Annotated in this window: 17 protein-coding genes and 1 tRNA gene; 4 read left to right on the top strand and 14 right to left on the bottom strand. The window is 67.7% G+C overall.

Features of this window, described 5'->3' with window-relative positions; genetic code table 11:
* Positions 1-34: 34 nt before the first annotated feature.
* Together YM304_RS18825 and YM304_RS18820 are read right to left on the bottom strand one after the other, a co-directional pair.
* Complete coding sequence (locus tag YM304_RS18825; protein ID WP_015443317.1) at positions 35-913, bottom strand: mechanosensitive ion channel family protein; 879 nt, start codon at positions 911-913, stop codon at positions 35-37.
* A 48-nt stretch (positions 914-961) separates the two neighbouring features.
* Positions 962-3,223 carry an arylsulfatase gene (locus YM304_RS18820; RefSeq protein ID WP_015443316.1) on the bottom strand — a complete coding sequence of 754 codons (2,262 nt, stop codon included), beginning with the start codon at positions 3,221-3,223 and terminating at the stop codon, positions 962-964.
* 45 nt (positions 3,224-3,268) lie between these two features.
* Here YM304_RS18820 and YM304_RS18815 point away from each other — a divergent pair, with 45 nt between their 5' ends.
* Entirely contained in the window at positions 3,269-3,922 is a 654-nt protein-coding gene (locus YM304_RS18815; protein WP_015443315.1) for a nitroreductase family protein, read from the top strand.
* A 160-nt stretch (positions 3,923-4,082) separates the two neighbouring features.
* Here the strand turns inward: YM304_RS18815 and YM304_RS18810 are convergent, their stop codons facing one another.
* A complete protein-coding gene (locus tag YM304_RS18810) occupies positions 4,083-5,987 on the bottom strand; it encodes a flavin-containing monooxygenase (RefSeq protein ID WP_015443314.1) in 1,905 nt (634 codons plus the stop codon).
* 157 nt (positions 5,988-6,144) lie between these two features.
* Here YM304_RS18810 and YM304_RS18805 point away from each other — a divergent pair, with 157 nt between their 5' ends.
* Positions 6,145-7,224 (top strand): ABC transporter substrate-binding protein, encoded by a 1,080-nt coding sequence (locus YM304_RS18805; protein WP_015443313.1) that lies wholly within the window; start codon positions 6,145-6,147, stop codon positions 7,222-7,224.
* Positions 7,225-7,292: 68 nt separating this feature from the next.
* Here YM304_RS18805 and YM304_RS18800 read toward each other — a convergent pair whose 3' ends face one another.
* The 4 genes from YM304_RS18800 to YM304_RS18785 all read right to left on the bottom strand — a co-directional run bounded on the left by YM304_RS18800 (position 7,293) and on the right by YM304_RS18785 (position 12,305).
* Complete coding sequence (locus YM304_RS18800) at positions 7,293-10,442, bottom strand: HYR domain-containing protein (RefSeq protein WP_162142113.1); 3,150 nt, start codon at positions 10,440-10,442, stop codon at positions 7,293-7,295.
* Positions 10,443-10,564: 122 nt separating this feature from the next.
* Complete coding sequence (locus tag YM304_RS18795; protein WP_015443311.1) at positions 10,565-11,632, bottom strand: isopenicillin N synthase family dioxygenase; 1,068 nt, start codon at positions 11,630-11,632, stop codon at positions 10,565-10,567.
* 234 nt (positions 11,633-11,866) lie between these two features.
* Complete coding sequence (locus YM304_RS18790; protein ID WP_015443310.1) at positions 11,867-12,076, bottom strand: hypothetical protein; 210 nt, start codon at positions 12,074-12,076, stop codon at positions 11,867-11,869.
* A gap of 156 nt (positions 12,077-12,232) precedes the next feature.
* Positions 12,233-12,305, bottom strand: a tRNA-Thr gene (locus YM304_RS18785).
* A 217-nt stretch (positions 12,306-12,522) separates the two neighbouring features.
* Here YM304_RS18785 and YM304_RS23135 point away from each other — a divergent pair.
* Positions 12,523-13,827 (top strand): HNH endonuclease signature motif containing protein, encoded by a 1,305-nt coding sequence (locus YM304_RS23135; protein WP_162142112.1) that lies wholly within the window; start codon positions 12,523-12,525, stop codon positions 13,825-13,827.
* A 36-nt stretch (positions 13,828-13,863) separates the two neighbouring features.
* Here the strand turns inward: YM304_RS23135 and YM304_RS18775 are convergent, their stop codons facing one another.
* Entirely contained in the window at positions 13,864-14,505 is a 642-nt protein-coding gene (locus YM304_RS18775; RefSeq protein WP_070105293.1) for a hypothetical protein, read from the bottom strand.
* A gap of 63 nt (positions 14,506-14,568) precedes the next feature.
* Here YM304_RS18775 and YM304_RS18770 point away from each other — a divergent pair, with 63 nt between their 5' ends.
* Positions 14,569-15,183: a glycerol-3-phosphate acyltransferase gene (locus tag YM304_RS18770; RefSeq protein WP_041298442.1), complete on the top strand. Its 615-nt coding sequence runs from the start codon at positions 14,569-14,571 to the stop codon at positions 15,181-15,183.
* Here the strand turns inward: YM304_RS18770 and YM304_RS18765 are convergent.
* The 6 genes from YM304_RS18765 to YM304_RS18740 form a co-directional block, all read right to left on the bottom strand.
* Positions 15,157-16,269, bottom strand: coding sequence for a glycosyltransferase (locus YM304_RS18765; protein WP_015443306.1), 1,113 nt, complete (start codon positions 16,267-16,269; stop codon positions 15,157-15,159). The two genes, YM304_RS18770 and YM304_RS18765, sit on opposite strands and share 27 nt — an antisense overlap.
* Positions 16,266-17,717, bottom strand: coding sequence for a phytoene desaturase family protein (locus tag YM304_RS18760; protein WP_015443305.1), 1,452 nt, complete (start codon positions 17,715-17,717; stop codon positions 16,266-16,268). Before YM304_RS18760 ends, YM304_RS18765 begins: the two co-directional genes overlap by 4 nt.
* Positions 17,714-18,547 (bottom strand): carotenoid biosynthesis protein, encoded by an 834-nt coding sequence (locus YM304_RS25320; protein WP_015443304.1) that lies wholly within the window; start codon positions 18,545-18,547, stop codon positions 17,714-17,716. The genes YM304_RS18760 and YM304_RS25320 overlap by 4 nt, the downstream gene beginning before the upstream one ends.
* The gene (locus YM304_RS18750) at positions 18,544-19,485 is read right to left on the bottom strand and encodes a phytoene/squalene synthase family protein (RefSeq protein WP_083908469.1); all 942 of its coding nucleotides are present in this window, start codon (positions 19,483-19,485) and stop codon (positions 18,544-18,546) included. Before YM304_RS18750 ends, YM304_RS25320 begins: the two co-directional genes overlap by 4 nt.
* Positions 19,485-20,963 (bottom strand): phytoene desaturase family protein, encoded by a 1,479-nt coding sequence (crtI, locus tag YM304_RS18745; RefSeq protein WP_041298441.1) that lies wholly within the window; start codon positions 20,961-20,963, stop codon positions 19,485-19,487. The genes YM304_RS18750 and crtI overlap by 1 nt, the downstream gene beginning before the upstream one ends.
* Positions 20,964-21,072: 109 nt before the next feature.
* A complete protein-coding gene (locus YM304_RS18740; protein ID WP_041300740.1) occupies positions 21,073-22,134 on the bottom strand; it encodes a polyprenyl synthetase family protein in 1,062 nt (353 codons plus the stop codon).
* Positions 22,135-22,179 lie beyond the last annotated feature (45 nt).

Raw genomic sequence — 22,179 nt, 5'->3', positions numbered from 1 at the left:
CTCGACGCCGTGAGCCGACTGGCTCCCGCGTCGATCAGTCGTCGGATTCGCCGGCGTACCAGACGGTGCGCTGCGGGAACGGAATCGTGATGTCGGCCTCGGCGAGTGCCTTCTCGACTCGAAGGGCGACCGCATGGCGCGTCGCCCAGAACGAGGCGATCGACGGTTCGTGCCAGAACCGCACGTCGAAGTCGATGCTCGAGTCGCCGAACCCGGTGAAGTAGACCTCCGGAGCGGGTGAGTCGAGCACCCCGTCGGCGCCCGCGACCGCTGACTCGAGCACACGCTGTACTTCGTCGAGGTCGGCACCGTACGCCACGCCGACGGGCAGCGACGTGCGTCGGCGGCCTTCCTGCGTGTAGTTGTTGATGTCGGACTTGATGACGGTGGCCGCCGGGATCTTGATCGTTTCACCCGCCGGCGTGATGATCGTGACGAGCCGCGAGTCGATCGAGTGCACCGTGCCCTCGTGGTCGTTGATCTTGACCTGGTCGCCGTACGTGAACGGCCGCTGCAGTTGCAGGATCACGCCGGCGACGAAGTTCTCGAGGATGTCTTGGAAGGCGAACGCGAGCGCGATGCCGGCGATGCCGAGGGCACCGAGGATCGGCACGATCGCCACCCCGAGCGCGTCGAGGCCGTACACCACGCCGACGATGATGACGAGATAACCGACCAGCCGGGCGATCAGCGTTGCGAGGGCCGGGTCGATGCGGCGCCGCAGTGCTCGTTCGATCGCCATCTTGGCGAAACGCGAGAGGATGATCGCGCTCGCGAAGATGATCAGGGCGGTGCCGACCGTCCACCAGTCGTAGTCGGTGTCGTCGATGTTGTCGGTCAACGCATCGAGGGCGTCGTCACCCGACCCGGCATCGGTTCCGGAGACGAGCAGGGATGCGATCGACGTGAGCATTCGAGACCATCATGGCCGATGGCGTCGGTGATGTCGCACCGAGCGGCGCTACTCGCGAGCGAGTTCGGTGGCGCCCGCGGCGTCGTGATCGAGTTCTTGATCGTCGCTGAGGTCGACTCGGACTCGATGCAGCGTTCCGGTGAACTCGAACGGGCCGATGTGGCGTCCGCTGCCGTCGTAGTCGGCGACCGTGGTGCCGCGGTCGAGGCCGATGTCGAGGCCCGACCACGAGATCATCAGCCAGAAGATCTGATCGGTCTCCATGCTGCCGACCGGTTCGCCGTCGACCAGCAAGGTGCCGACGCCGTGCGGGAACGGCCCGGTGCCGGGGGAGCGCGTCATCGAGAACGCGAGTGACGTGGCACCCGTCGGCAACGGTGTCGCGGAACGGACGAGTTGGTGGGTTCCGCCGATGTTGAGGTCGTGGACGAGGTGACCGTCCTGGACGAACAGCGAGTAGCCACAGGTCGCGTCGCCGTGAGCGATCAGTACGCCCTGCTCCCCGCCGGCGAGCGGGTCGACCTCGGCGGTGATCGTGTAGCTGCGGCTGCGCAGGTCGGGTGCCACGTCCGACGGGAGATGCCCCATACCGGCTTCGAACACGTAGGCCCGCCGGGACCCGTGCCAGCGTTCGGCGTTCTCGGCGAATCGTTCGCCGAAGCGGTCGTCGAGCGGCAGCACCTGGTTGGCTTCGGCCTCGGCCCACCACATCTCGATCATCTCGGCGAGACGGTCGGGGTGTTCGTCGGCGAGGTCGTTGGTCTCGTTGAAGTCCGTGGTCAGGTCGAAGAGCTCCCAGCGGTCGTCGTCGAACGGCGTGCCCGGGGCGTGATAGGCAACTGCCTTCCACCCGTCGTGCCACAGACCGCGGTGCCCGAACATCTCGAAGTACTGGATGTCTTTCCCGGTCTCGGCTTCCGGGTCGGCGATGGTCGCCGCGAAGCTCGTCCCCTCCATCGTGGCGCCGGGCGGATCGAGCTCGAGCAGGTCGAACAGGGTGGGCGCGAGGTCGGACACGTGGCAGAACTGGTGGCGCGTCGAGCCGGCGATCCCGGACTCGGCTGCGTTGGGCGTGCGGATCACGAGGGGGTCTCGGACGCCGCCGCCGTGGGTGTTCTGCTTGTAGCGACGCAGCGGCGTGTTGGAGGTCATCGCCCATCCGTGCGGGAAGTTGGAGTGCGTGTCGGGTCCGCCGATGTCGTCGAGGCGGGCGAGCTTCTGGTCGAGCGGCTCCTGCACCATGTTGAACGGGGCCATCGCGTTGACGAAGCCGAGCGGCCCGCCCTCCTGGCTCGCGCCGTTGTCGGAGAGCACCATCACGATGGTGTCGTCGAGTTGCCCGGTCGTCTCGAGAAAGTCGATCACGCGTGCGAGGTGTTGGTCGAAGTGATCGAGCATTGCCGCGTAGGCGCCGGCGAGTCGGCTGAAGAGTCGATGCTCGTCGGCCGAGTGCTCGTCCCAGGCGCGGACACCGTCGTTGCGATCGCAGAGTTCGGTTCCGGCCGGGACGATGCCGAGTTCGATCTGGCGGGCGAGTCGACGCTCGCGCTCGATGTCCCAGCCGTGGGTGAAGGTCTCGGTGTACTCGTCGATGAGCGCTCGCGGCGCCTGGTGCGGGGCGTGGCACGCGCCGGGGGAGAACATGAGCATCCACGGGTGCTGCGGCGCGGCGGCGCGGTGATCGGCGAGATACCTGATCGCTTCGGTCGCAAGGTCGGCGGTGAGGTGGTAGCCGGATTCGTACGTGCCGGGGGCGGTGATGTGGCTGTTGTCGCGCACGAGTTCGGGGGAGTACTGATCGGTCTCGGCGTCGAGAAATCCGTAGAAGCGGTCGAAGCCGCGGCCGAGCGGCCATCCGTCGAACGGGCCGGTCGGACCGGTCTCGGCGACGCTCGTCGCGTGCCACTTGCCGACCATGTAGTTGCGGTAGCCGTGTGGCCGGAGGAGTTCGGCGATCGTGGGTGCGTCGGCGCTGATCTTGCCGCGGTAGCCGGGGAAGCCGCTGTCGAAGTTCGCGAGACATCCCATGCCGACCGAGTGATGGTTGGCTCCGGTGAGCAACGAGGCCCGGGTGGTGGAGCACATGGCCGTCGTGTGAAACCCGGTGTAGCGGACTCCTTCGTCGGCGAGGCGATCGATCGTGGGCGTGCGGATTCCTGACCCGTAGCAACCGAAGTCGGCGAAGCCCACGTCGTCGAGGAGCACGATCATCACGTTGTGAGGCTTGTCGGCGGCGTCTGGCTGCTCGGGCCACCACGGCGTGGAGTCAGCCAGCGTCAGCCCGATGTTGCCTCGGAATCGGTTCGGCATGTGACGACGGTAACCCGCGGCGCGCCGGTCCGCGAGACTGACGTCATGGCTGAGCTGTACGAGACGATGGGCACGCTGCGAGCAGTTCGCAAGTTGCGACCCGATCCGATTCCCGACGACGTGATGGAGCGGGTGCTGCAAGCGGCGTGCTGGGCGCCGACGGGCGGCAACGCGCAGCCGTGGCGCGTCCTGGTGGTCACGTCTCCGGCCCTCAAGCAGGCGCTGCACGACATCTACGAGCCCGAGTGGGAGAAGTACGCCGAAGGATTTCTCGATCGATTCGTCGGGCTGCCGCCCGACGAGTTCGCCAAGTGGGAGCGCATCGCCGCCGCTGGCGATCACCTCGCGAAGCACCTGTCGGAAGCGCCCGCGATCCTCGTGTTCTGTGCCAACCCTGCGCGGATGGCGATCACCGACGCGTCGCTCGATCGGATCAGCATGGTCGGCGGTGGTTCGGTCTACCCGGCGGTGCAGAACGCGATGCTCGCGTGCGTCGAGGAAGGGCTCGGTTGCACGCTCACCACGCTGCACTGCCTCCGCGAACCCGAGGTGAAGGCGGCGCTCGACATCCCCGACGGCTGGGCCACGGTGGCGATGATCCCGATCGGCTATCCAGTCGGCAAGGGGCACGGTCCGATCACGCGTCAACCGCCGTCGAAGCTCGCCTACGCCAACACCTTCGGCACCCCCTGGCCCTGACCCGCGCGACCACCAACCAACCCAACCGGGTTTTACCCCTCGGATCCGTCACGGGTGACGGTTTGCCGGGGCAAAACCAACCCGACCGGGGTTTGCCCCTCGGATCCGTCACGGATGACGGTTTGCCGGGGCAAAACCCTGGGAGGTTTCGCGCGTGGAGTCAGGTGCGGGTGAGGTCGAACTCGGCGAGGTCGGGGTCGTGGGTCATGGCCCAGTAGTCGACGAGGCGCCACGGCGACAGTGCGGTGATGCGGCCGTGCTGGTTGCGATACCAGTTCGTCATGCCCGGATGAGTCCAGATCAGTTCGGCGTGTTCGGCGTCGACGCGTGCGTTGTAGGCGTCGTGCACCTCGCGGCGCACCTCGATCGCGTCGATGCCGTCATCGAGCATCTGGGCCACGCAGGCCGAGATGTAGCGGGCCTGGCACTCCGACATGAACACCGTCGAGCCACCGTGGCCGAGCCCGGTGTTGGGTCCGAGCATGACGAACATGTTCGGGAAGCCCGGCACCGTGATGCCGATGTGCGCTCGGGGATCCTGGTCGGCCCAGACGTCGGCGAGATCGACACCATCGACGCCTCTGACGCCGAGCCGGGCGGTGAGCTGTGTGGTCTCGAATCCCGTCGCCGTGATGATGACGTCGTGTCGGCGGTGCTGGCCGTCACGCGTCTCGATCGCGTCGGCGGTGATGTGGCTGATCGGATCGGTGACGAGCTCGACGTCGTCACGGCACACGGTGCGGAACCATCCGTTGTCGAGCAGGATTCGCTTGCCGAACGGCGGGTAGTCGGGGAGGCACTTCTCGACGAGGTCAGGACGGCCGTCGAGTTCGGCGAGCAGATGGTCGGTCATCTGCTGGCGATGCCGGTCGTTGCTGCGGTTGACCGATCGGTCGGGGTGCTCCCAGTCGGGGTCGCGTCGAAGGAGGGGGAGGAGGCCGTCGCCGTATCGCCACGACATGACGAAGCGGAACCACTCGGCGTAGAACGGGATGCTCTTGAGCAGCCAGCGGCCGGGCTCGGGGATCTCGCTGCCGTAGCCGTCGACCGGGCGGGCCCACTGCGGGCTGCGCTGGTAGACGGTGAGCCGGCCGACCTGCTCGGCGATGCTCGGCACCAACTGCATGGCCGACGCACCCGTGCCGACCACCGCGACGTCCTTGCCGGTGAGGTCGATGTCGTCGGGCCAGCGAGCCGTGTGGAAGAGCGGGCCTTCGAAGTCGTCGAGGCCGTCGATCGCCGGCGGCTTCGGGACGTTGAGCACGCCGATCGCGCTCACGAAGACGCGTACGGTCAGCGTGTCGCCGTCGCTGGTCGCAACGTGCCACCGTTTGGCATCGTCGTCCCACGTGGCGCCGACCACGCTCGTGCCGAAGCGGATGTTGGGTCGCACGGCGAAGTCGTCGGCGCAGCGTTGTAGGTAGTCGGCGATCTCGTCGCGTGGCGAGAAGTAGCGCGACCAGTCGTAGCGGTCGCCGTGCGAGAAGGAGTAGGCGTGGTTGGGGGTGTCGACGCCGCAGCCGGGGTAGCGGTTGTCCCACCAGGTGCCGCCCACGTCGGTGCTCTTCTCGATGATCACGTACGGCACGCCGAGTCGGGTGAGTACGGCGCCGAGCGCGAGGCCGGAGACGCCGGCGCCGACGATCGCCACGATCGGGTCGCCGGAGTCGTCGGGGAGCGTCGGTGGTTCGACGTCGCGGCCCGTGAAGCCGAGGTCTTCGCGCATCATCAGCGCGTATTCCTCGGCCACCTGCTCGCCGAGGCAGACGCGCATCATCCGCAGCATCAGTTCGTCGCCGGGGTCGATGATCGCCGGTTCGGTGGGCCCGTCGGTGACGAGCCCGATGATCGCTTCGCGGATTCGAGCGCGAGCGTCGTCGTCGAGGCCCGCGTGTGGATCGGCGATCAGGTTGACGTCACGAGCAGGGGTGAACGGTGGCTCGAGCCAGGTCGTGTCGCCGGTGAGATGGACGAGTGACATGAGCAGGACGCGGTAGTCGCCCGCCGCCTCGATCGCTGTCGCCAGTTGGTCGGCACGGCTCGCCGCGTTCGATTCGATCCCCATCGACCCACGGTAGGCCCGGAGTCGGCTGCCCGAGAATTCGAGGCGTCGTCGTGCGCCGTCTCGAGAGAGCGGCCTTCGGCGAGAGGTGACCATGCGGCAGCAGTTGTCGAAGTGCTCGAAGTTAGGCATCCCTAACGACCATTGGTAACGTCGTCGCATGTTCTCTCGTCGAGTCGCTGTTTCCATCGTCGCCGCTTCCGTGCTGGCCGCATGCGGGGGGTCGGAGGATTCGACCGACCCTGCCGAGGTGGTCACGACCGGCGCTCCGGTGGTGACCGAAGCTCCCGCTGCAACCCCCGCGCCTGTGGCGACCGACGCGCCGACCGTGACCGAGGCGCCCTCCGTGACCGAGGCGCCCTCCGTGACCGAGGCGCCGGCTGCGACCGAGGTGCCGGCGTCGACCGATGCGCCGGTCGACACGTCCGCGCCCGCAGAGGCCGTTGCCGACGTCGGGAGAGTGGTCGTGCTGGCTGAAGAGGGAGTCCTCGCGGATGTGCTCGATCTCGGCATCCCGGTGGTGGCATCGAGCGCAACGGTGCCCGACGCCGGTTTCCAGGGCATGGGAGACCTCGACGCCAGCGGTATCGAGATCTTCGACTACCTCTCGATCGGGCTCGAGGAGCTCGCCACGATGGAAGCAGATCACGTCATCGTCTGGGAGTTCCTGGTCGACGAGGTCGGCGCCGAACAACTCGCCGGCGTCGGGTCGGAGCTGCACGTCATCCCGAGCGGATCATCGGGGCGTGAACAACTCGAACTGCTCGGCGAGTGGTTCGATCGCACCGATCGTGCGTCCGAGATGATCGCCGAACTCGATGCTGCGTACGACGATGCTCGTTCGCGGGTCGCCGACGACTGTGCCGCCAGCGTCGTGGCGATCTATGCAGGCCCGAACGTGGCGGCGTTCGCCGGCCCGGTCTGGGACGTGCCGCGAGCGATCGACGAACTCGGCTGTGAACTCGTGCCCTCGGCCGACGGTCTGTCGCCCGACGGAAACGGTCGGGTCTGGCTGTCGCTCGAGCAGCTCGGATTGCTCGACGGCCCCGAGCTGATCATGCTGCAGACGGACACCGTCGAAGGTGAACAGGCGGCGATCGACGACGTGACCGGAAGCCCGCTCTGGAGCCAACTTCCCGCCGTGCAGTCGGGTGACGTGACCACGCTCGACCGGCTCGGCTACGCCGGCATCGACGGCGAGATCCGACTGCTCGACGACATCGTCGCCATCCTCGCCTGACCACCAACCTGGTTACATCGCTCCGGGAGCGATGTAACCAGGTTTGAGAGCGACGGTGAGCGGGAGAGTCAGCCGGCGATGGTCTGGTAGCCGACGGCGTCGATGGTGATGTGGGTGGTGGCGCTGGCGTACACGCAGAACTCGCCATCGTCGAGGTCGATGATCAAGTCGTTGCCCACGATGTCGCCCGTACCGAAGTTGAGCGACGACGCGAGCGGCGGATCACCGACACAGTTCCACACCGTGAGGAAGCCGACGGCGAGCGGTCGGATCGCCGTGACGTTGGCGACGAGTCCATCCGGAGCTTCCGGAGCACCGAAGAACCGGGCCTCGACCCGGAGCGTCTGTCCGGCTCGGATGGCGCCGGTTGCCTGCTGGTGGCCGTCGACCGTTGTCCCGTCGGGTCGCGAATCGAGCAGGCGGGCGGGGCTGACCGCCTGGAAGTCACTGACTCCAGCGAACTCGCCGACGACGTCGACCGTGATGTGCGTGGCTCCCTTCGTGAAGACGCACAAGCGGCCCTCGTCGTCGAGTTCGGCGATGATCTCGTTGCCGCGTGTCGTGCCGGCCTCGAAGTTGAGCGATGCCGACAGCGGAGTGTCGTCGAGGCATGGATGGACGGTTGCGTAGCCGCTCGTGTCGGGGCGAACCGCCGTCACATTGATTACGACGGCGCGAGCATCGGTCGACACGCCGGCTCGTTCGACGACCGGCACCACGATCGTGTCGCCGCTCGGGTTGGGTCCGCCGCCGACATCGATGTCGTCGACGGTGGAGCCCGTCGACCGGGTGTCGGTCAAGCGAGCAGGTCCGATCGGAAGGTAGTTCGACGTCTGCGGCACCTGGCCGACGACGTCGATCGCGAGGTGCGTCTCGGCGGAGTTGAACACGCAGATCGCCCCGGTGTCGTCGAGTTCAGCGATGATCTCGTTGCCGGCCGTTCGTCCGGCGCTGAAGTTCAACGACGACGCCGTCGGAGCGGTGTCGAGGCACGGATGCACCGTGATGTAACCGACGCTCGACGGGCCGATGGCGGTCACGTTGACGATCGCTGCCCGGGCATCGGGGTCCACACCAGCCCGGCCGGCGACTTGCAGGCGAAGCTGGTTGCCGGGCGGCAGGCGATCGAGGCCTTGTGCCTCTCCGTCGACGGTCGGTGACGACGAGCGGGTTTCGAGCAGGCGTGCGGGCGCAACGCCGGTGGCGAAGCGCGGCACCAGTTCGACGGTGATCGTGAACGAGGCGAACGACGTGGTGGAGGAGAGATCGGTGGCTTGGCAGCTCACGACGGTGTCGCCGATCGGGAAGCGATCGCCACTCTGCGCCGAACAGTCGACCACCGCTCCGTCGACGTCGTCGGTGACCGACACGGCGAACTCGACGACGCGGCCCTCTGAGTCGTCGGTGCGGACTATGAGATCGTCGGGAACCGTGATCGTCGGACCGACGATGGCGACGCATGCGGTCGCGCCGGTCGTTCCGTTGGTCGTGAATCCAGCGTCACAGGCGGTCTGTTCGGTGGCGCCAGGGCCCGCGGAATAGAAGTCGATGGCGACGACCCGGCACGTCATCGCCCCCGGGTCTGGCTGGTACGTGCCGCCGATGCACGGCCTCGCTTCGGACGCGCCGGGAAGGGCGACGAAGTGTCCCGGCGGCGAGAGCAGGCAGGAGCTCTGCGCGAGCGCCGGCTGGTAGCGGCCGACCGGGCAAGGAGTGAAGTCGGGTGCGCCTTCGACGTCGACGAATCCACCTGCTGGGGCTGGGATGCATCCGCTCTGGCCCTGGGTGGGTTGGTGGTAGCCGACCGGGCAGGGAGTGAAGTCGCGTGAACCTTCGACGTCGACGAAGCCCCCGGCCGGCGCCGGTTTGCAGGCGGCCTGACCGGCGAGGTCTTGGTACTCGCCGACGGGGCAGACCGTGCCGGGAACAGCTGATCCCGTTCCCGCTACGAAGGTGCCTGGGTCGGCATCGACACATGACGTGGATTCTGTGGAGGTCTGGTAGGAGCCCACGGCACACGGAGTCGGCTCGGTCGCGGCGGGGGTGGCGACGAAGCTCCCGGCAGGGGCGACCTTGCACGATGTTTGTCCGGTTTCGTCCTGGTACCGGCCGGCAGGGCAGTCGGTTCCGGGAACCGCTGACCCCTCGCCCGATACGAACGTGCCGGCGTCGGCATCCACACACTCGGTGGACTCGGCGAGTTCTTGATAGCGGCCGGCAGCGCATGGCGTCGGCTCGTCGGCGCCCGGGGTGTCGACGAACGTGCCTGCAGGTGCGAGCTCGCACGATGATTGCCCGGTCTGATCCTGGTATCGGCCGACCGGGCAGTCGGTTCCGGGGACGGCTGAACCCGCGTCCGGCACGTAGGTGCCGGCCTCGGCATCGATGCACGAGGTCGACCCGGTGGCGGTCTGGTAAGTGCCGGCTGGGCAGGGCGTCGGGTCCTCGGCGCCCAAGCTGTCGACGAAGGTGCCCGCTGGAGCGAGTTTGCAGGAGGTCTGACCGGCTTCGTCCTGGTGCGTGCCGACGTCGCACTGCAGCTGTTCGTCGGCGCCCGAGTCGGGCACGTAGTGGCCGGCTGCCGCGGGGTCGCACGCGCTCTCGCCGGTTGCGGCCTGCCAGGTGCCTGCGGCACACGGCGTCGACTCGGTCGCTTCGACGTCGGGAACGAAGTGGCCTGCGGGGGCGGCGATGCAGAGCGTCTGGCCGGGTTGGTCCTGGAAGTAGCCAACCGGGCACGGCGACTGTGTCGAGGCGCCGGAGATCGACGTGAAGAACCCAGGTTCGACGTCGTCACACGACACCTGTCCCGTGTCGGCCTGCCAGGTGCCGGGGGAGCACGGCGTGGGTTCGGTGGCTTCGTCGTCGACGACGTAGCTGCCTGCCGGGGCATCCTTGCACGACGAGGAACCGACGAGGTCTTGGTAGGTCGGAGCCAGACACGGCAGTTCTTCGGTTGCTCCGGGCGCGGGCACATGGAACCCTTGCGACGCGTCGATGCACGACGTCTGGCCGGGGAGGTCCTGATACCTGCCAGCGTCGCACTCGATCTGTTCATCTGCCCCGGCGTCAGGTACGAAGTGGCCGGGTGACGCAGGAGTGCACGGATCCATGCCGCTTGGTCCGTAGGTGCCGGCTGCACACGGGGCTGCCGCCACGACCGGTGTCGCTTCGCTGACCAGGCCGAGGCCAGCCACCGCGAACGCTGCCGCGATCATCCACCTGAATTTCATCTGGGTTCCTCCCGCGATCCGGCAGAGCAGATCGATGTGTACGGCATCGTAGAACAGGCCGGTCGCACGCCGTTGTCTGCTCGGTGCGGCGACGGTGAGGGTGCGAGTCAGCCGGCGGCGAAGTTGGCGGCGATGCGTTGCTGGAGGTAGTCGCTCGCGGTGATCGGTGCGTGGCGGCCGGAGGGTGGTTCGATCACGGCGTCACGGTCGGCTTGGGCGAAGTAGGCGATGGAGTAGCGAGGGCCGAGGTGCTCGTCGGGTCGCGGCATGCGCACGCGGTGCAGGGTCGACGGAAGCTTGTCGTCGCTCCAGCGCATGAGCATGTCGCCGATGTTGCAGGTGATGGTGCCCGGCGTCGGTTCGATGCTCGTCCACCCCAACTCGCCATCGCCTGCTCGGGCGGCGGCGTCGGCGCCCGGGCAGACCTGGAGTCCGCGCTGGCCGGGCCGCTGATGGAGGAGGGTGAGGCAGTCGAAATCGGTGTGAGCCCCGGCTCGCCACTCGTCGCGGCGCAGGTCGTCGACCTCGACGGGGAGGTAGTGCAGCAGACGCAGGGTCGACTGGTACTCGGGCGACGTGGGATCGTGGCGCTCGGTGAAGAACTCGTCGTCGAACCCGAGTTTGCGTGCGAACGACGAGAGGACGCGCATCGCGAGCGCATGGTTGGTCGATTCGAACGATCGCATCGTGCGCTCGAAGTCGGCGAGTTCGTCGCCGGTCGGCCAGAGATCGAGCAGGTCCATGCGCGACACCGTGACCTGGTACGACTCCTTCTGATCGAGGGTGCCGGTCGACGGGCGACGCTGCGAGCGGAATTCCCAGCCGCTGTTCGTTCCGGGCGCCATGCGCCGCTTGGCCTTCACACCGTCGGGGAGGGCGAAGAACCGTTCGGCCATGTCGAACGCAGCGTCGATGGCACGTTCGTCGATGCCGTGGCCGGTGATCTGGAAGAAGCCGATGTCGGCCGCAGCGTTCCAGATCTCGTCGTCGAGTTCGCTCTGGGTGCGCGAGGTGTCGGCGAGGTCGATCACTCGGATCTCACGGTCGACGTCGATGCCGGCTCCGCCGAACGTGCGCTCCTTGGCGAGTTCGGTTTCGACCGATCCCGACCGTGGTCGATCGGCGGTCGTGTCGTCGGGGGAATCGGGCGTTGGCGAATCGGGGGCAGCGGTCATGATCGTCTCCTCGTTGGCGCGAGGGGCAATGACCTGCGCCGCCGTGGCCGACGCTGACTGCTTCTACCCGTTTCGCCCGATGGTAGCGGTGCCGCCGGCGGCGAGCCAGTGCTCTTGCCGATGCCCGCGAAACGTGGGCGCAGACGCGATCGAGGGCGACCACGTCGTTGTGGTCGCCCTCGGTCTGGGGGTTCTGGTTCTGGGTGTCGTGATTCTGGCAGGACGGCCTGGGGGTCAGCCGTCTTCGCCGTCGGTCTCCGACTCGATGTCTTCCTCGAGATCCTCGAGGCCGTCGTCGACCTGGTCGTCGACGCCGTCGACGGGGTTGTCGATGTCGTCATCGTCTCCGTCGTCGTCGCTGCACGCTGCGGCGGTGAACGACAGCGACAGGGCGGCGAGGCCCGTCACGATGGCGGTTCTGGTGCGCTTGTTACGTGTGGTCATGGGGAGAGTTGTTCCCAGCTCGACTCGGAATGAAACACAATCGTAATGAAATCGAGTCGTCAACTTTCGACGCTCGCAGGTGCATTCGGTGGTCTTCGCCGAGTGTCGGCAGCCGAAAAACGACGAAACCCCTGCCGGAGCAGGGGTTTCGCGGTGAGCCCAAACCGAGAGTCGAACTCGGGACCTACGCATTACGAGTGCGTTGCTCTACCAACTGAGCTATCTGGGCATCCGCCGAGCCGCATTGCTGCGATCCAGCACCGAGATGTTATCGGCAGGGCACCGGAGTCAGACCGCAGACGCGATCATGTTCTGGGTCGGACCCCAGGAGTGACGCTGGTGGCGATGCCTGCGTCGCCAACGCCTCGACGCTCGACCTGGCGTGCGCTCCGACTTCTTCGCCCGATGGGTTGCCGATCGAACACATGTTCGATACCATGTGGCACATGAAGCTGACGGATGCAGTCAACGCCACGTCGGTGGCCGTCGACGCCGTCGCTCGTGTGAGCGTCGAACAGTGCGACGCATCCGTGCTCCGTCACGAACTTCGCCGCATCAAGCTCGTGCAGTCGAGGCTCGATGCACAACTCGCTCGGCTCACCCACGCTGCCGATCGAGCGGGTGCGTTCATCGGCACCGGCGCCAGAGACACCGCCGAATGGTTGGGCAGAGAGACCGGCACGTCGACCCGCAAGAACCGTGGCGCTGCCGAGCTCGGCCATGCCATGTCGAACTCCGACGACTTGGCCGATGCGGTCACCACCGGAAAGATCTCGACCGAGCAGGCGGCCACGGCAGTCGGTGCCGCCGACGGAGAAACGCTCGATGCCGAGATCATCTCAGCGATCGAAGACCTGCCGCTGCCTGCGGTCAAGCCCGCCGTCGAGAACTGGCGGGCCCGCAACCACCCCGAGCACGACGCCGACATCGCCGAAGCGCAGCGCGCTCGCCGCTACATCCGGGTCACCGATCAGCCCGATGGGATGACACGCATCGACGGGTTGCTCGATCCAGAGTCCGGGGCGATCGTCCGCACCGCACTCGACGAGATCATGAACCAGTCGGCGTTCGACAACACCAAGCGCACTCGACCGCAGCGATGCGCCGATGCACTCACCCAGCTCGCTGCGGCAGCGTCGAAGGGCAAGCTCGTCGGCGGCCGGTCCAACACCAAGATCATCGCCACGGTCCCCTTCGAAACGATCACCGAGCGCGGCACCGCACGAGGCGTCACGCACGTCGGCGCAACGCTCGACCCGGCCACCGTCCGCAAGATGGCGTGCGATGCCGGCATCCACCGCCTCATCACGGGCCCCGGCTCGTCGATCCTCGACTTCGGTCACGAGAACCGCCTCGTGACCGACAACCTCTTCCTCGCACTGGTGGCTCGCGATCAGCACTGCCGCTGGCCCGGCTGCAACATTCGAGCCACCTGGTGCGATGCGCACCACATCGTCCACCGGGCCCAGCACGGGGCCACCAACGACGAGAACCTCGTCTTGCTCTGCCATCGACATCATCAGCTCAGTCATGGGTCCGGGTGGAACATCTCGGGCACGGGGCGTGAGCTCAGCGTTCACGCTCCCGATGGGTCGATGCAGGTCAGTCGGCCACCCGGTCCACCGCCCCCGGTCACCACCGCACCGACCGACTCGATCGGCCAGGAGCCTCCGAGCGATCACGCCCGCCAGCAGGTCGACGCCGACGATTCAGCTTGGCTCCAACTCACCGAGCAGCTCACGCTGGCCTGAACCATGCGTGTGCTCGAGCCGCCGAACGTTTCAGCGTCAGCGCTTCTCGAGCGGGTCTCGGCCGTTCCAGGTGCCCGTCGAGCCGTACGGTTCGAAACGGGCGAACAGCTCTTCGGAATACCAGTCGCCGTCCCGTGTCTCGTCGATCACCTGGCGGTGGCGAGGCATCGAGTAGGCGAAGGCGCGGGCGGCGTCGAGCGATTCCCAGAGGCTGAACGTCGCCAACCGGCCCACCGGTGCTTCGCCGATGCCGACCACATCGATCAGCCCAGCCGCGGTGTGCAACTCGGTGTCGACTTCCTTCGCTGCTCGCGCGAACCGACGACCTGCCGAGCGGCGGACGTCGGCGCGCGTCACGATCGCGATCGGTCCGCTGCGGGCGCCCTGCGTCATGTGGTCGAGTGGGTCGATGCCCCGCCAGCGGCCGTGGCCGCCGAGGGCTCGCAGGCGAACGTTCCAGGATTCGCTGGCGTTCGACCATCGTCGGGCGATGCGGTGCTGGTCGAGGAATCGATCGAGGTCGGCTTCGTCGTCCCACACGGCGAACACTGCGGTGCGTCGGAGATCGGCTCCGGGACCCGTGTCGTTCCCGCGGCCGGTTCCGAGCAGTCGCCAGAAGTGCAGGCCATCCACTCGATCGAGTGCCGGGCGATCGAGTCCGAGGCGCGCCATGGCCATCGGGATTTTCCAAGCTGGCTCGGAGATCAGATGAAAGGACGCGATGCGGGCCATGCACCCGCCATGCTTGCAGCTGTGGGAACGACCGGTGATGTCTTGGTGGTGATCGTCGCCGGATATCTGATCGGTTCGATCCCGCTCGCCAACCTGGTGGCGGGCCGGCACTCGGCCGTCGATCTCCGCACGGTCGGCGATCGGAACCCGGGATTCTGGAACGCTCGCGAGACGATGGGCCGGATGGCCGCGGTGCCCGTCTTCGTCGGCGATGTCGCCAAGGGCTTGCTCGCCGCCGGCGTGGGTCTGGCCCTCGCCGATGAGGGGGTGTGGGGCCTGCCGTACATCGCCGGCGGCGCCGCGATGGTCGGGCACGCCTTCCCGCTGTTCGCCCGGTTCGTCGGTGGGCGGAGCATCCTCACGTTCGTCGGCACCGTGCTGGTCGCTGCACCGGTCGCGACGCTCATCTCGATCGGGTTGCTGCTGGTCGTGTTCGGAGCGACTCGTTCGTTCGCGTGGGGAGCGAGGGCAGGGATGCTCGTGTTGCCGTTCGTGCAACTCGCAGTCGACGGACCGTTTCGCACTGCTGCCACCGGCGCGCTCATGACCTTCATCGGTCTGCGGTTCGCCATGGCGGCGATGGCCGATCGCAAACGATCAGGAGTAACTGCGGCCGCGCCATGACTGGCGCCCGCGTCGTGCGATGCCGCGGGCGATCGCAACCGACGACGGCAGATCGGTCAGCGGGCTGAGCCAGTACGCGGCGTCGGCTCGGTCATAGGCGGTGCGCGTTCCGGCCAACGTGCCGAGCCGCGTCGCCGCCAGCACGATGTCGATCAGGTCGCCGCGACGAAGGAGGAGCCGAGGGAGCGGCAGCGCCTGAGCGAGCAGCACGACGGCGAGATCGGCGATCTGACGCGATCGCGGTTCGACACCAGGAAGCGCGAGCGAACGCCCCCACCCGGCCCACGTGTCGCCCAACGACTCGAACATCCGCACCGTGAGGAGGTCGGCAGCATCGAGGAAGCCGACCGACCACCCGCTCGCAACGAGCGAGCGCGCGAGCGCGATGTCTTCGACGACGTGCCCGCTCACGGTGCCCATGCCACCGATGTCGAGGAACCGGCCGCGCCGCATGGCCATGCACTGGCCGTTCGCCATCGCCCGATCCGGACGGCTGGGCACCCCGGGCGGGCCGAAGCGGTAGACGAGGGTGGTGAGCATGGAGGCGTGCAGCCACCGGGTGCCAGGTGTCGGGCATTCGAATCTGCCGCCGACCGTGAGGAAGTCGAAGCCGTCGGCGATGGCCCGGTCGACCAGGGCCGGCACGAGGCCGGGCTGCGGTCGGGTGTCGGCGTCGAGGGTCACGATCCACTCGCCGGTCGCGGCCTCGATGCCCTGCTGCAGCGCCCACGCCTTCCCGGCCCAACCGGCAGGCAGCTCGGTGCCGGCGATGACGACCGCCCCGGCACCTCGAGCGATGGAGGCCGTGGCATCGGACGACTGGTCGTCGACGACGATCACCTCGCCCACGCCATCAGACCCGACGATCGCATCGAGCAGCGGGCCGATTCGATCGGCTTCGTCGCGAGCCGGGACGACGACGCTGATCGAGGCGGGCTGCCGATCGCGATCCGACGCAACCGAGACTGGGTCAGCGACACGAGCAGCCTTCGCGAGCCGGGTGATCGCCACCGCACCGGCAGCACCGCGGGCGGCGATGGAAGCGACCCGAACGGTCCGCCGCAGCCGCATCGAGCGACTGCTCACGCGAGATCGGACTGGATCATGTCGGCCACGATCCGAGCACTCGTCGCAACGAGCGGCAGGCCACCGCCGGGATGGCTCGATCCGCCGACGAGGTAGAGCCCAGGCTTCGCTCCACGGTTCGACGGGCGAGCGAATGCGGCCCGCATCCCGTTCGACGACGACCCGTAGATCGCCCCGCCCGGTGAGCGATACATCCGCTCGATGTCGGCGGGGGCGATCCGCGCGCAGAACCGCATCCGACGCCTCAGGTCGACACCGTGCGACGCCAGCCGATCGAGCACGAGGTTGCGATACGCCTCGGTGTCGACGTCGATGCCCGGGGGAGTGTTGACGAGGAGAAACCAGTTCTCGTCGCCGTCGGGCGCCTGGCTCGGGTCGGTGACCGACGAGACACAGCCGTAGATCGTCGGATCGGACGGCAGTTGGCGCGCTTCGATCTCACGGAACTCGTGCATCGCGTCGTCGGCGAACCACACGTTGTGATGGCCGATGCCCTCGGTGCGGCCGCGGGCGCCGATGCACATGGCGAAGCCGCTCGTGGAACGCTGCGCCTTGCTCACCTGCTTCAAGGCCGCGTCGTCCGGGAGCAGGTCGGCGTACAGATGGCGCGCATCGGCGTTGGCCACCACGATCGACGCATCGATGATCGTGCCATCGCTCACCGCCACACCCGTGACCCGGTTGGGCGCACTGGTCACGCCGACGACGTCGACGCCGGTTCGGATCGTGACGCCGACGCGTTCGGCACAGCGCTCGAGCGCGTCGCGAAGCGTGCCGAGACCGCCCATCGGATACCAGGCCCCGTAGCGCGCCTCGATGTGCGGAATGCACGCCAACGTCGCCGGTGCCCGATGCGGCAGTGAACCCGAGTAGGTGGCGTACCGGCCCACCCACTGACGGAGGTGTGGTTCGTCGAACGCATCCCGAGCGGCGGTCTGCATCGTGCGCAGCGGATCGATCGCGAGCAGATCGGACGGCGACTCCATGCGCTTGGCCAACTCGATGGGGTTCTCCATCGGCCCGGCGAAGAACGTTCGCTCCGCCGTGTCCCAGATCGTCCGACCGTGCTCGTCGAACTCGCGCCACTTCGCGCCCGCTCCTGGTGAGAACGCGTCGAACTCGGCGGCGGTCGCGTCGTGGTCGTCGCGGACGTACAGACGCGAGCCGTCGCGCCACGAGTAGTTGAACTGCGGGTCGAGGCGCACGAGATCGAGTTCGTCGTCGATCGAACTGCCCGCCAGCCGGAACAACTCGTCGAACAGGTGCGGCATCGTCAGCAGCGACGGACCGATGTCGAACGTGAAGCCGTCGCGCTCGTACGTCGACAGCTTTCCGCCGACCCGCTCGTTCTTCTCGACGATCGTGACGTGGTGACCGGCGACGGCGAGACGGATCGCGGTCGCCAGACCGCCGACGCCGCCACCGATGATCGCAACTCGGCGGCTCACGCTCGGCCTCGCAGCAGGTTGCGCGCGGCAGCGGCCGAGATCGGAAGCATGGCGGCACCTCCGACGGCGGCGACCAGTGGGTCGCGGAAGAACCGTGCGAAGCCGAGGGTCTGCATCACCGACATGTACCCATATTCGCTCACGAGGCGTCGGTCGGCCCGATCTGTCGATTCGAGGCCTGCGACGCCGCTCGCAACCTCGTGCTCGCCAGGTGGCAGCAGTGCTTCGAGCATCGCCATGATGCCGAGCCCGGTGATGAACCATCCGACGAAGTTGCTCAGCGGGATCCCTCGGTAGGCCCCGCGTCGAGCCCAGGCCCAGAAGCCCTCGCCGACCATCTGCGGGTCGAGGAAGAGATCCCAGGCGGTCATGGCCGCGGAGCCGAGGGCGATGCGCGCGGCCGGAGTGCTGGCATCTCCGAGCGCGGCGTGAGCGGCCTCCCGAGACGGCAGCCCCATGCCGAACCAGGCGAGCGGCACGATCACGGGGACGTGCGCGATCTGTGGTTGCAACGCCGAGGTGTAGGCGTACCGGCCGAACGGCAACCCGGTGCGGGTGCCGATTCGCTCGACCACGCCGGTGGCCAGCGCGGTCGCCGTGGCCGCCGCGGCGGCACGGCCGATGCCCCACCGCTTGGTGGCGTTCGCTGCCGTCGTGGCGAACATGCCGGTGACGACCACCGACGAGAGGACCCGTCGACCGATGCCGCGCTGCGGCAGCAACGGCGTGGCGATCATCCCCGCGATCGTGACCACCGACGACACCGCTGCCACCCGGTCGGCCAGGTCGCCACGTGGGGAGCGTCGAGGTGCGTCGAGTGTCCGCTTCATCGGAGGAGGCTGGCGACGAGGCGGGCCTTCTCGGCGGTCGACACCGATGCACGCGACGTGAACACGTCGTACTGCTGCTCCTCGATCTTGTCGAGGATCCGCGAGTACAGGGTGTGAGCGGCGCGCACGCACTTCGCCGAACGCGGTGGCAGCATCGCGAACCCGGCCTCGGCCGACCGGTACAGCTCACGGCAGCGCTCGATCTCGAACTGCATGAGGCTGACGAACTCGGGGGTCACGCGACGGTCGGTGAGGTCGACGCCGAACCGGCGGCTGTCTTCGAGCGGGACGTACTGGCGACCGCGGTCGAGGTCTTCGTCGATGTCGCGCAGGAAGTTCGTCAACTGGAACGCGTTGCCGAGATCGCGGGCGGACGGCAGCGACTGTTCGTGGTCGGTGGGTTCGAGGATCGGCAGCATCATCTCGCCGATCACCGCAGCGGAGCCATCCATGTAGTCGAGCAGGTCGTCCCACGTCTCGTACGACTCGACCGTGAGGTCCATCTCCATCGACCGGAGGAAGCGGCGGAACGTGTCGGTGTCGATGTCGAACGCGCGCACGGTGTGCACCACGGCCTTGAGCACCGGGTCGTCGGAGCGACCCGCGTCGAGGTCGGCGAAGAATCGGTCGCCGAAGTCGTGCAGCGCCGCCGCTCGCTCCTCGACCGGCACGTCACGGCCACCCTGCGAGGGGATTTCGTCGACGATGTCGTCGGCGTATCGTGCGAACGCGTACAGCGCATGCACGTGGTGCTGCTTGATGCGCGGGAGCACCTTGGTCGACCAGTAGTAGGTGGTGCCGTGCCGCTTGTTGAACTCTCGGCACAGGTCGTAGCTCTCGTCGAGCGTGACCGGACCCTCGGGGAGCAGGTGCGTCGTGGGCGTCGGCGGGCGACGCGCGAACGGGTTGCGGAGCAGACCGGAGAGCACGCCGGGCATCAGCGGTTTCCGTACTCGTCGACTCGTTGGGCGGCGAGCTTGCCTGACACCAGCACCATCGGAACTCCGACTCCCGGCAAGGTGGACGAGCCGGTGAACACCAGACCGGGGACCTTGCGGTTGACGTTGTTCGGGCGGAACGGGCCGGTCTGGAAGAACGTGTGCGCCAGTGCGAACGGCGTCCCCTGTTCCATGCCCATCGCTTCCCAGTCTTGCGGGTCGTACACCTGCTCGACGACGACGTCGGTCGGGTAGCCGAGCGACGCGACCTTCGCCTTGAGGCTGTCGGTGATCTGCTCGCGTTCTCGCGACCAGTCGATCGTGCCCGACAGGTTCGGCGTGGGTTCGAGCACGTAGAGGCTGGTGCATCCGTCGGGTGCGAGCGATCGGTCGTCGAGGCTGTGCAGCGTGACGAGGATCGACGGGTCGGGCATCCGCACGCCGTCCTCGATCAGCGCCTTGAACGAGCCGTCCCAGTCCTCTCCGAAGTGGATGTTGTGATGTGCGGCATCGGCAGGCGGCAGCCCCTTCACCCCGGCGACCCACAGCAGACACGACGGCGAGTACTTGCCGTTGCGGGCGACGCGCGGGATCTTCACGTCGTCGAGCAGTTCGCGATAGGCGACCGGCAGATCGGGATTGCAGACCACGGCCTCGGCGTCGAGCAACTCGGCATCGGTGCCGTCACCGATGTACACGCCGCGCACCGAACCGTTGGCGAAACGGGCGATCTTCGTCACCGGCGTCGAATAGCGGATGTCGACACCCGCCTGCTCGACCGCAGCAGCCAACCCGGCAGCCATCTGGTGCATCCCGCCCTTGGGGACGAACACACCTTGGATCGAGTCCATGTAGGTGATGACGGCGTACAGCGCGAGCGCTTCGTATGGCGCGAGGCCGGCGTACATCGACTGGAAGCTGAAGATGCGTTGCAGGCGCTCGTCGTCGAAGAACGAGGCCACCTTCTTGCCGAGCTTGCCGAACCCTCCGAGCTTGAGCAGCGACACGCCGTCTCGCCAGGGCTTGGCGAGATCGAGCGGCGAGTCGAAGTTGGCGTCGATGAACGACCGCATCTCGGCGGTGTAGAGCTCTTCGAGCCAGTCGGAGAAGCGGCCGAACGCTTCGGCTTCCTTCGCGTTGGCGAACTGGCGGATCTCCTCGGTCATGGCGTCGCGACCGTGTCGGACGAAGAGCGTCGAGCCGTCGGCGTAGCAGGCCCGATACATCGGGTCGACCGGTTCGAGCGTGATGTGGTCGGCCATGTTCGCGCCCGCGGCGACGAACGCTTCTTCGAGCAGATCGGGCATCGTGAGCACGGTCGGGCCGTTGTCGAGGCTGAACCCGTGCGACCGGATCATCCCGGCGCGACCGCCAGGGATGGCTTCACGCTCGACGATGGTGACCTCGTGGCCACCCTTGCTCAGATGTGCCGCGGCAGAGAGCCCGCCGAGCCCGGCACCGATGACGACGACCTTCATCGCGCCACCGCGCAAACGGGAGTGAGGCACGTCGGCGCACACACGCAGTGCGGAGCGTGAGGGTGCGTGAGCCCTCGGGACGAACGCGCATGGTGGAGTGCGTGCATGATCAGACGGTGCGCTGACTGACGAACTCGGCCAGCAGCGTGAGCTCGGCCTTGGCGGCGTCGGTGATCGGTGCCTGGTCGAGCGAGGCGACCGCCGACTCGGTCAACTCGGAGATGTGCGCTTCGAGTTCGGCGAGCCCTCCGGTGTCGACGATCACCTGCTGCACTCGAGCCACCGTCTCGGGCGACATGTCGGGGTCGCCGACCAGTTCGAGCACGTCGCGTTGCGCGTCGGTCGCCAGGCGGGTCGCCCGAGCGAGCAACGGCGTGGGCTTGCCTTCGATGAGGTCGCCGCCGACGGGTTTGCCGGTGACGGCCTCGTCGCCGAACGCACCCATCACGTCGTCGCGCATCTGGAATGCGTCGCCGAGCGGGAGGCCGTAGTTGCTGAGGTGTGGCAGCAACTCGTCGGCGCGGTCGGGAGCGGCGAGTACGGCGCCGAGGTGCAGCGGCCGTTCGATCGTGTACTTGCCCGACTTGTAGCGGCAGATGCGCTCGGACGCGGCGATGTCGCGCGTGCGGCTCACCCCGCCGAGGATGTCGAGGTACTGCCCGATGTTGAGCTCGATGCGGAGCTCGTTCCAGATCCGGGCCGCGGCCGGGGAGGCTTCTTCGAGCAGTTGATCGGCGTAGACGAACGCGAGGTCGCCGACGAGGATCGCAACACCTTCACCGAATCGGCGCGACTCTCCGTCCCATCCGTTGCGGGCGTGCTCTTGGGCGCTCAGCGTGTGCGTGGTGGGCTGGCCGCGGCGGGAGTCGGCATCGTCCATCACGTCGTCGTGGAACAACGCGAACGCGTGCATGAGTTCGAACGCCGCGCCGGCGTCGATGTCGATCTGGTCGCTGTCGCCGCCGCCTGCTCCGACATATCCCCAGTGGCAGAACGCCGGGCGCAGACGCTTGCCACCCGACAGCACGAGTCGACGGATCTCGTCGATCGGATGCCCGAGCGAGTCGTCGAAACCTGCCCAGCGATCGCGTTCGGCCGCCAGGAATTCGTCGAGGCGGGCATCGACGCGTTGCGCGAGCCGAAGCAGGGAAGGAGGGGCGCTCGCAGGCATGATGCCGAGGTTACTGCCGCCCTCGGAGGGCGTCGTCTCGTGCTC

Origin of the sequence: Ilumatobacter coccineus YM16-304, from assembly GCF_000348785.1 — a bacterium.
Taxonomy (GTDB): Bacteria; Actinomycetota; Acidimicrobiia; order Acidimicrobiales; family Ilumatobacteraceae; genus Ilumatobacter_A; species Ilumatobacter_A coccineus.
This window is presented reverse-complemented; position numbering and strand designations above follow the sequence as displayed.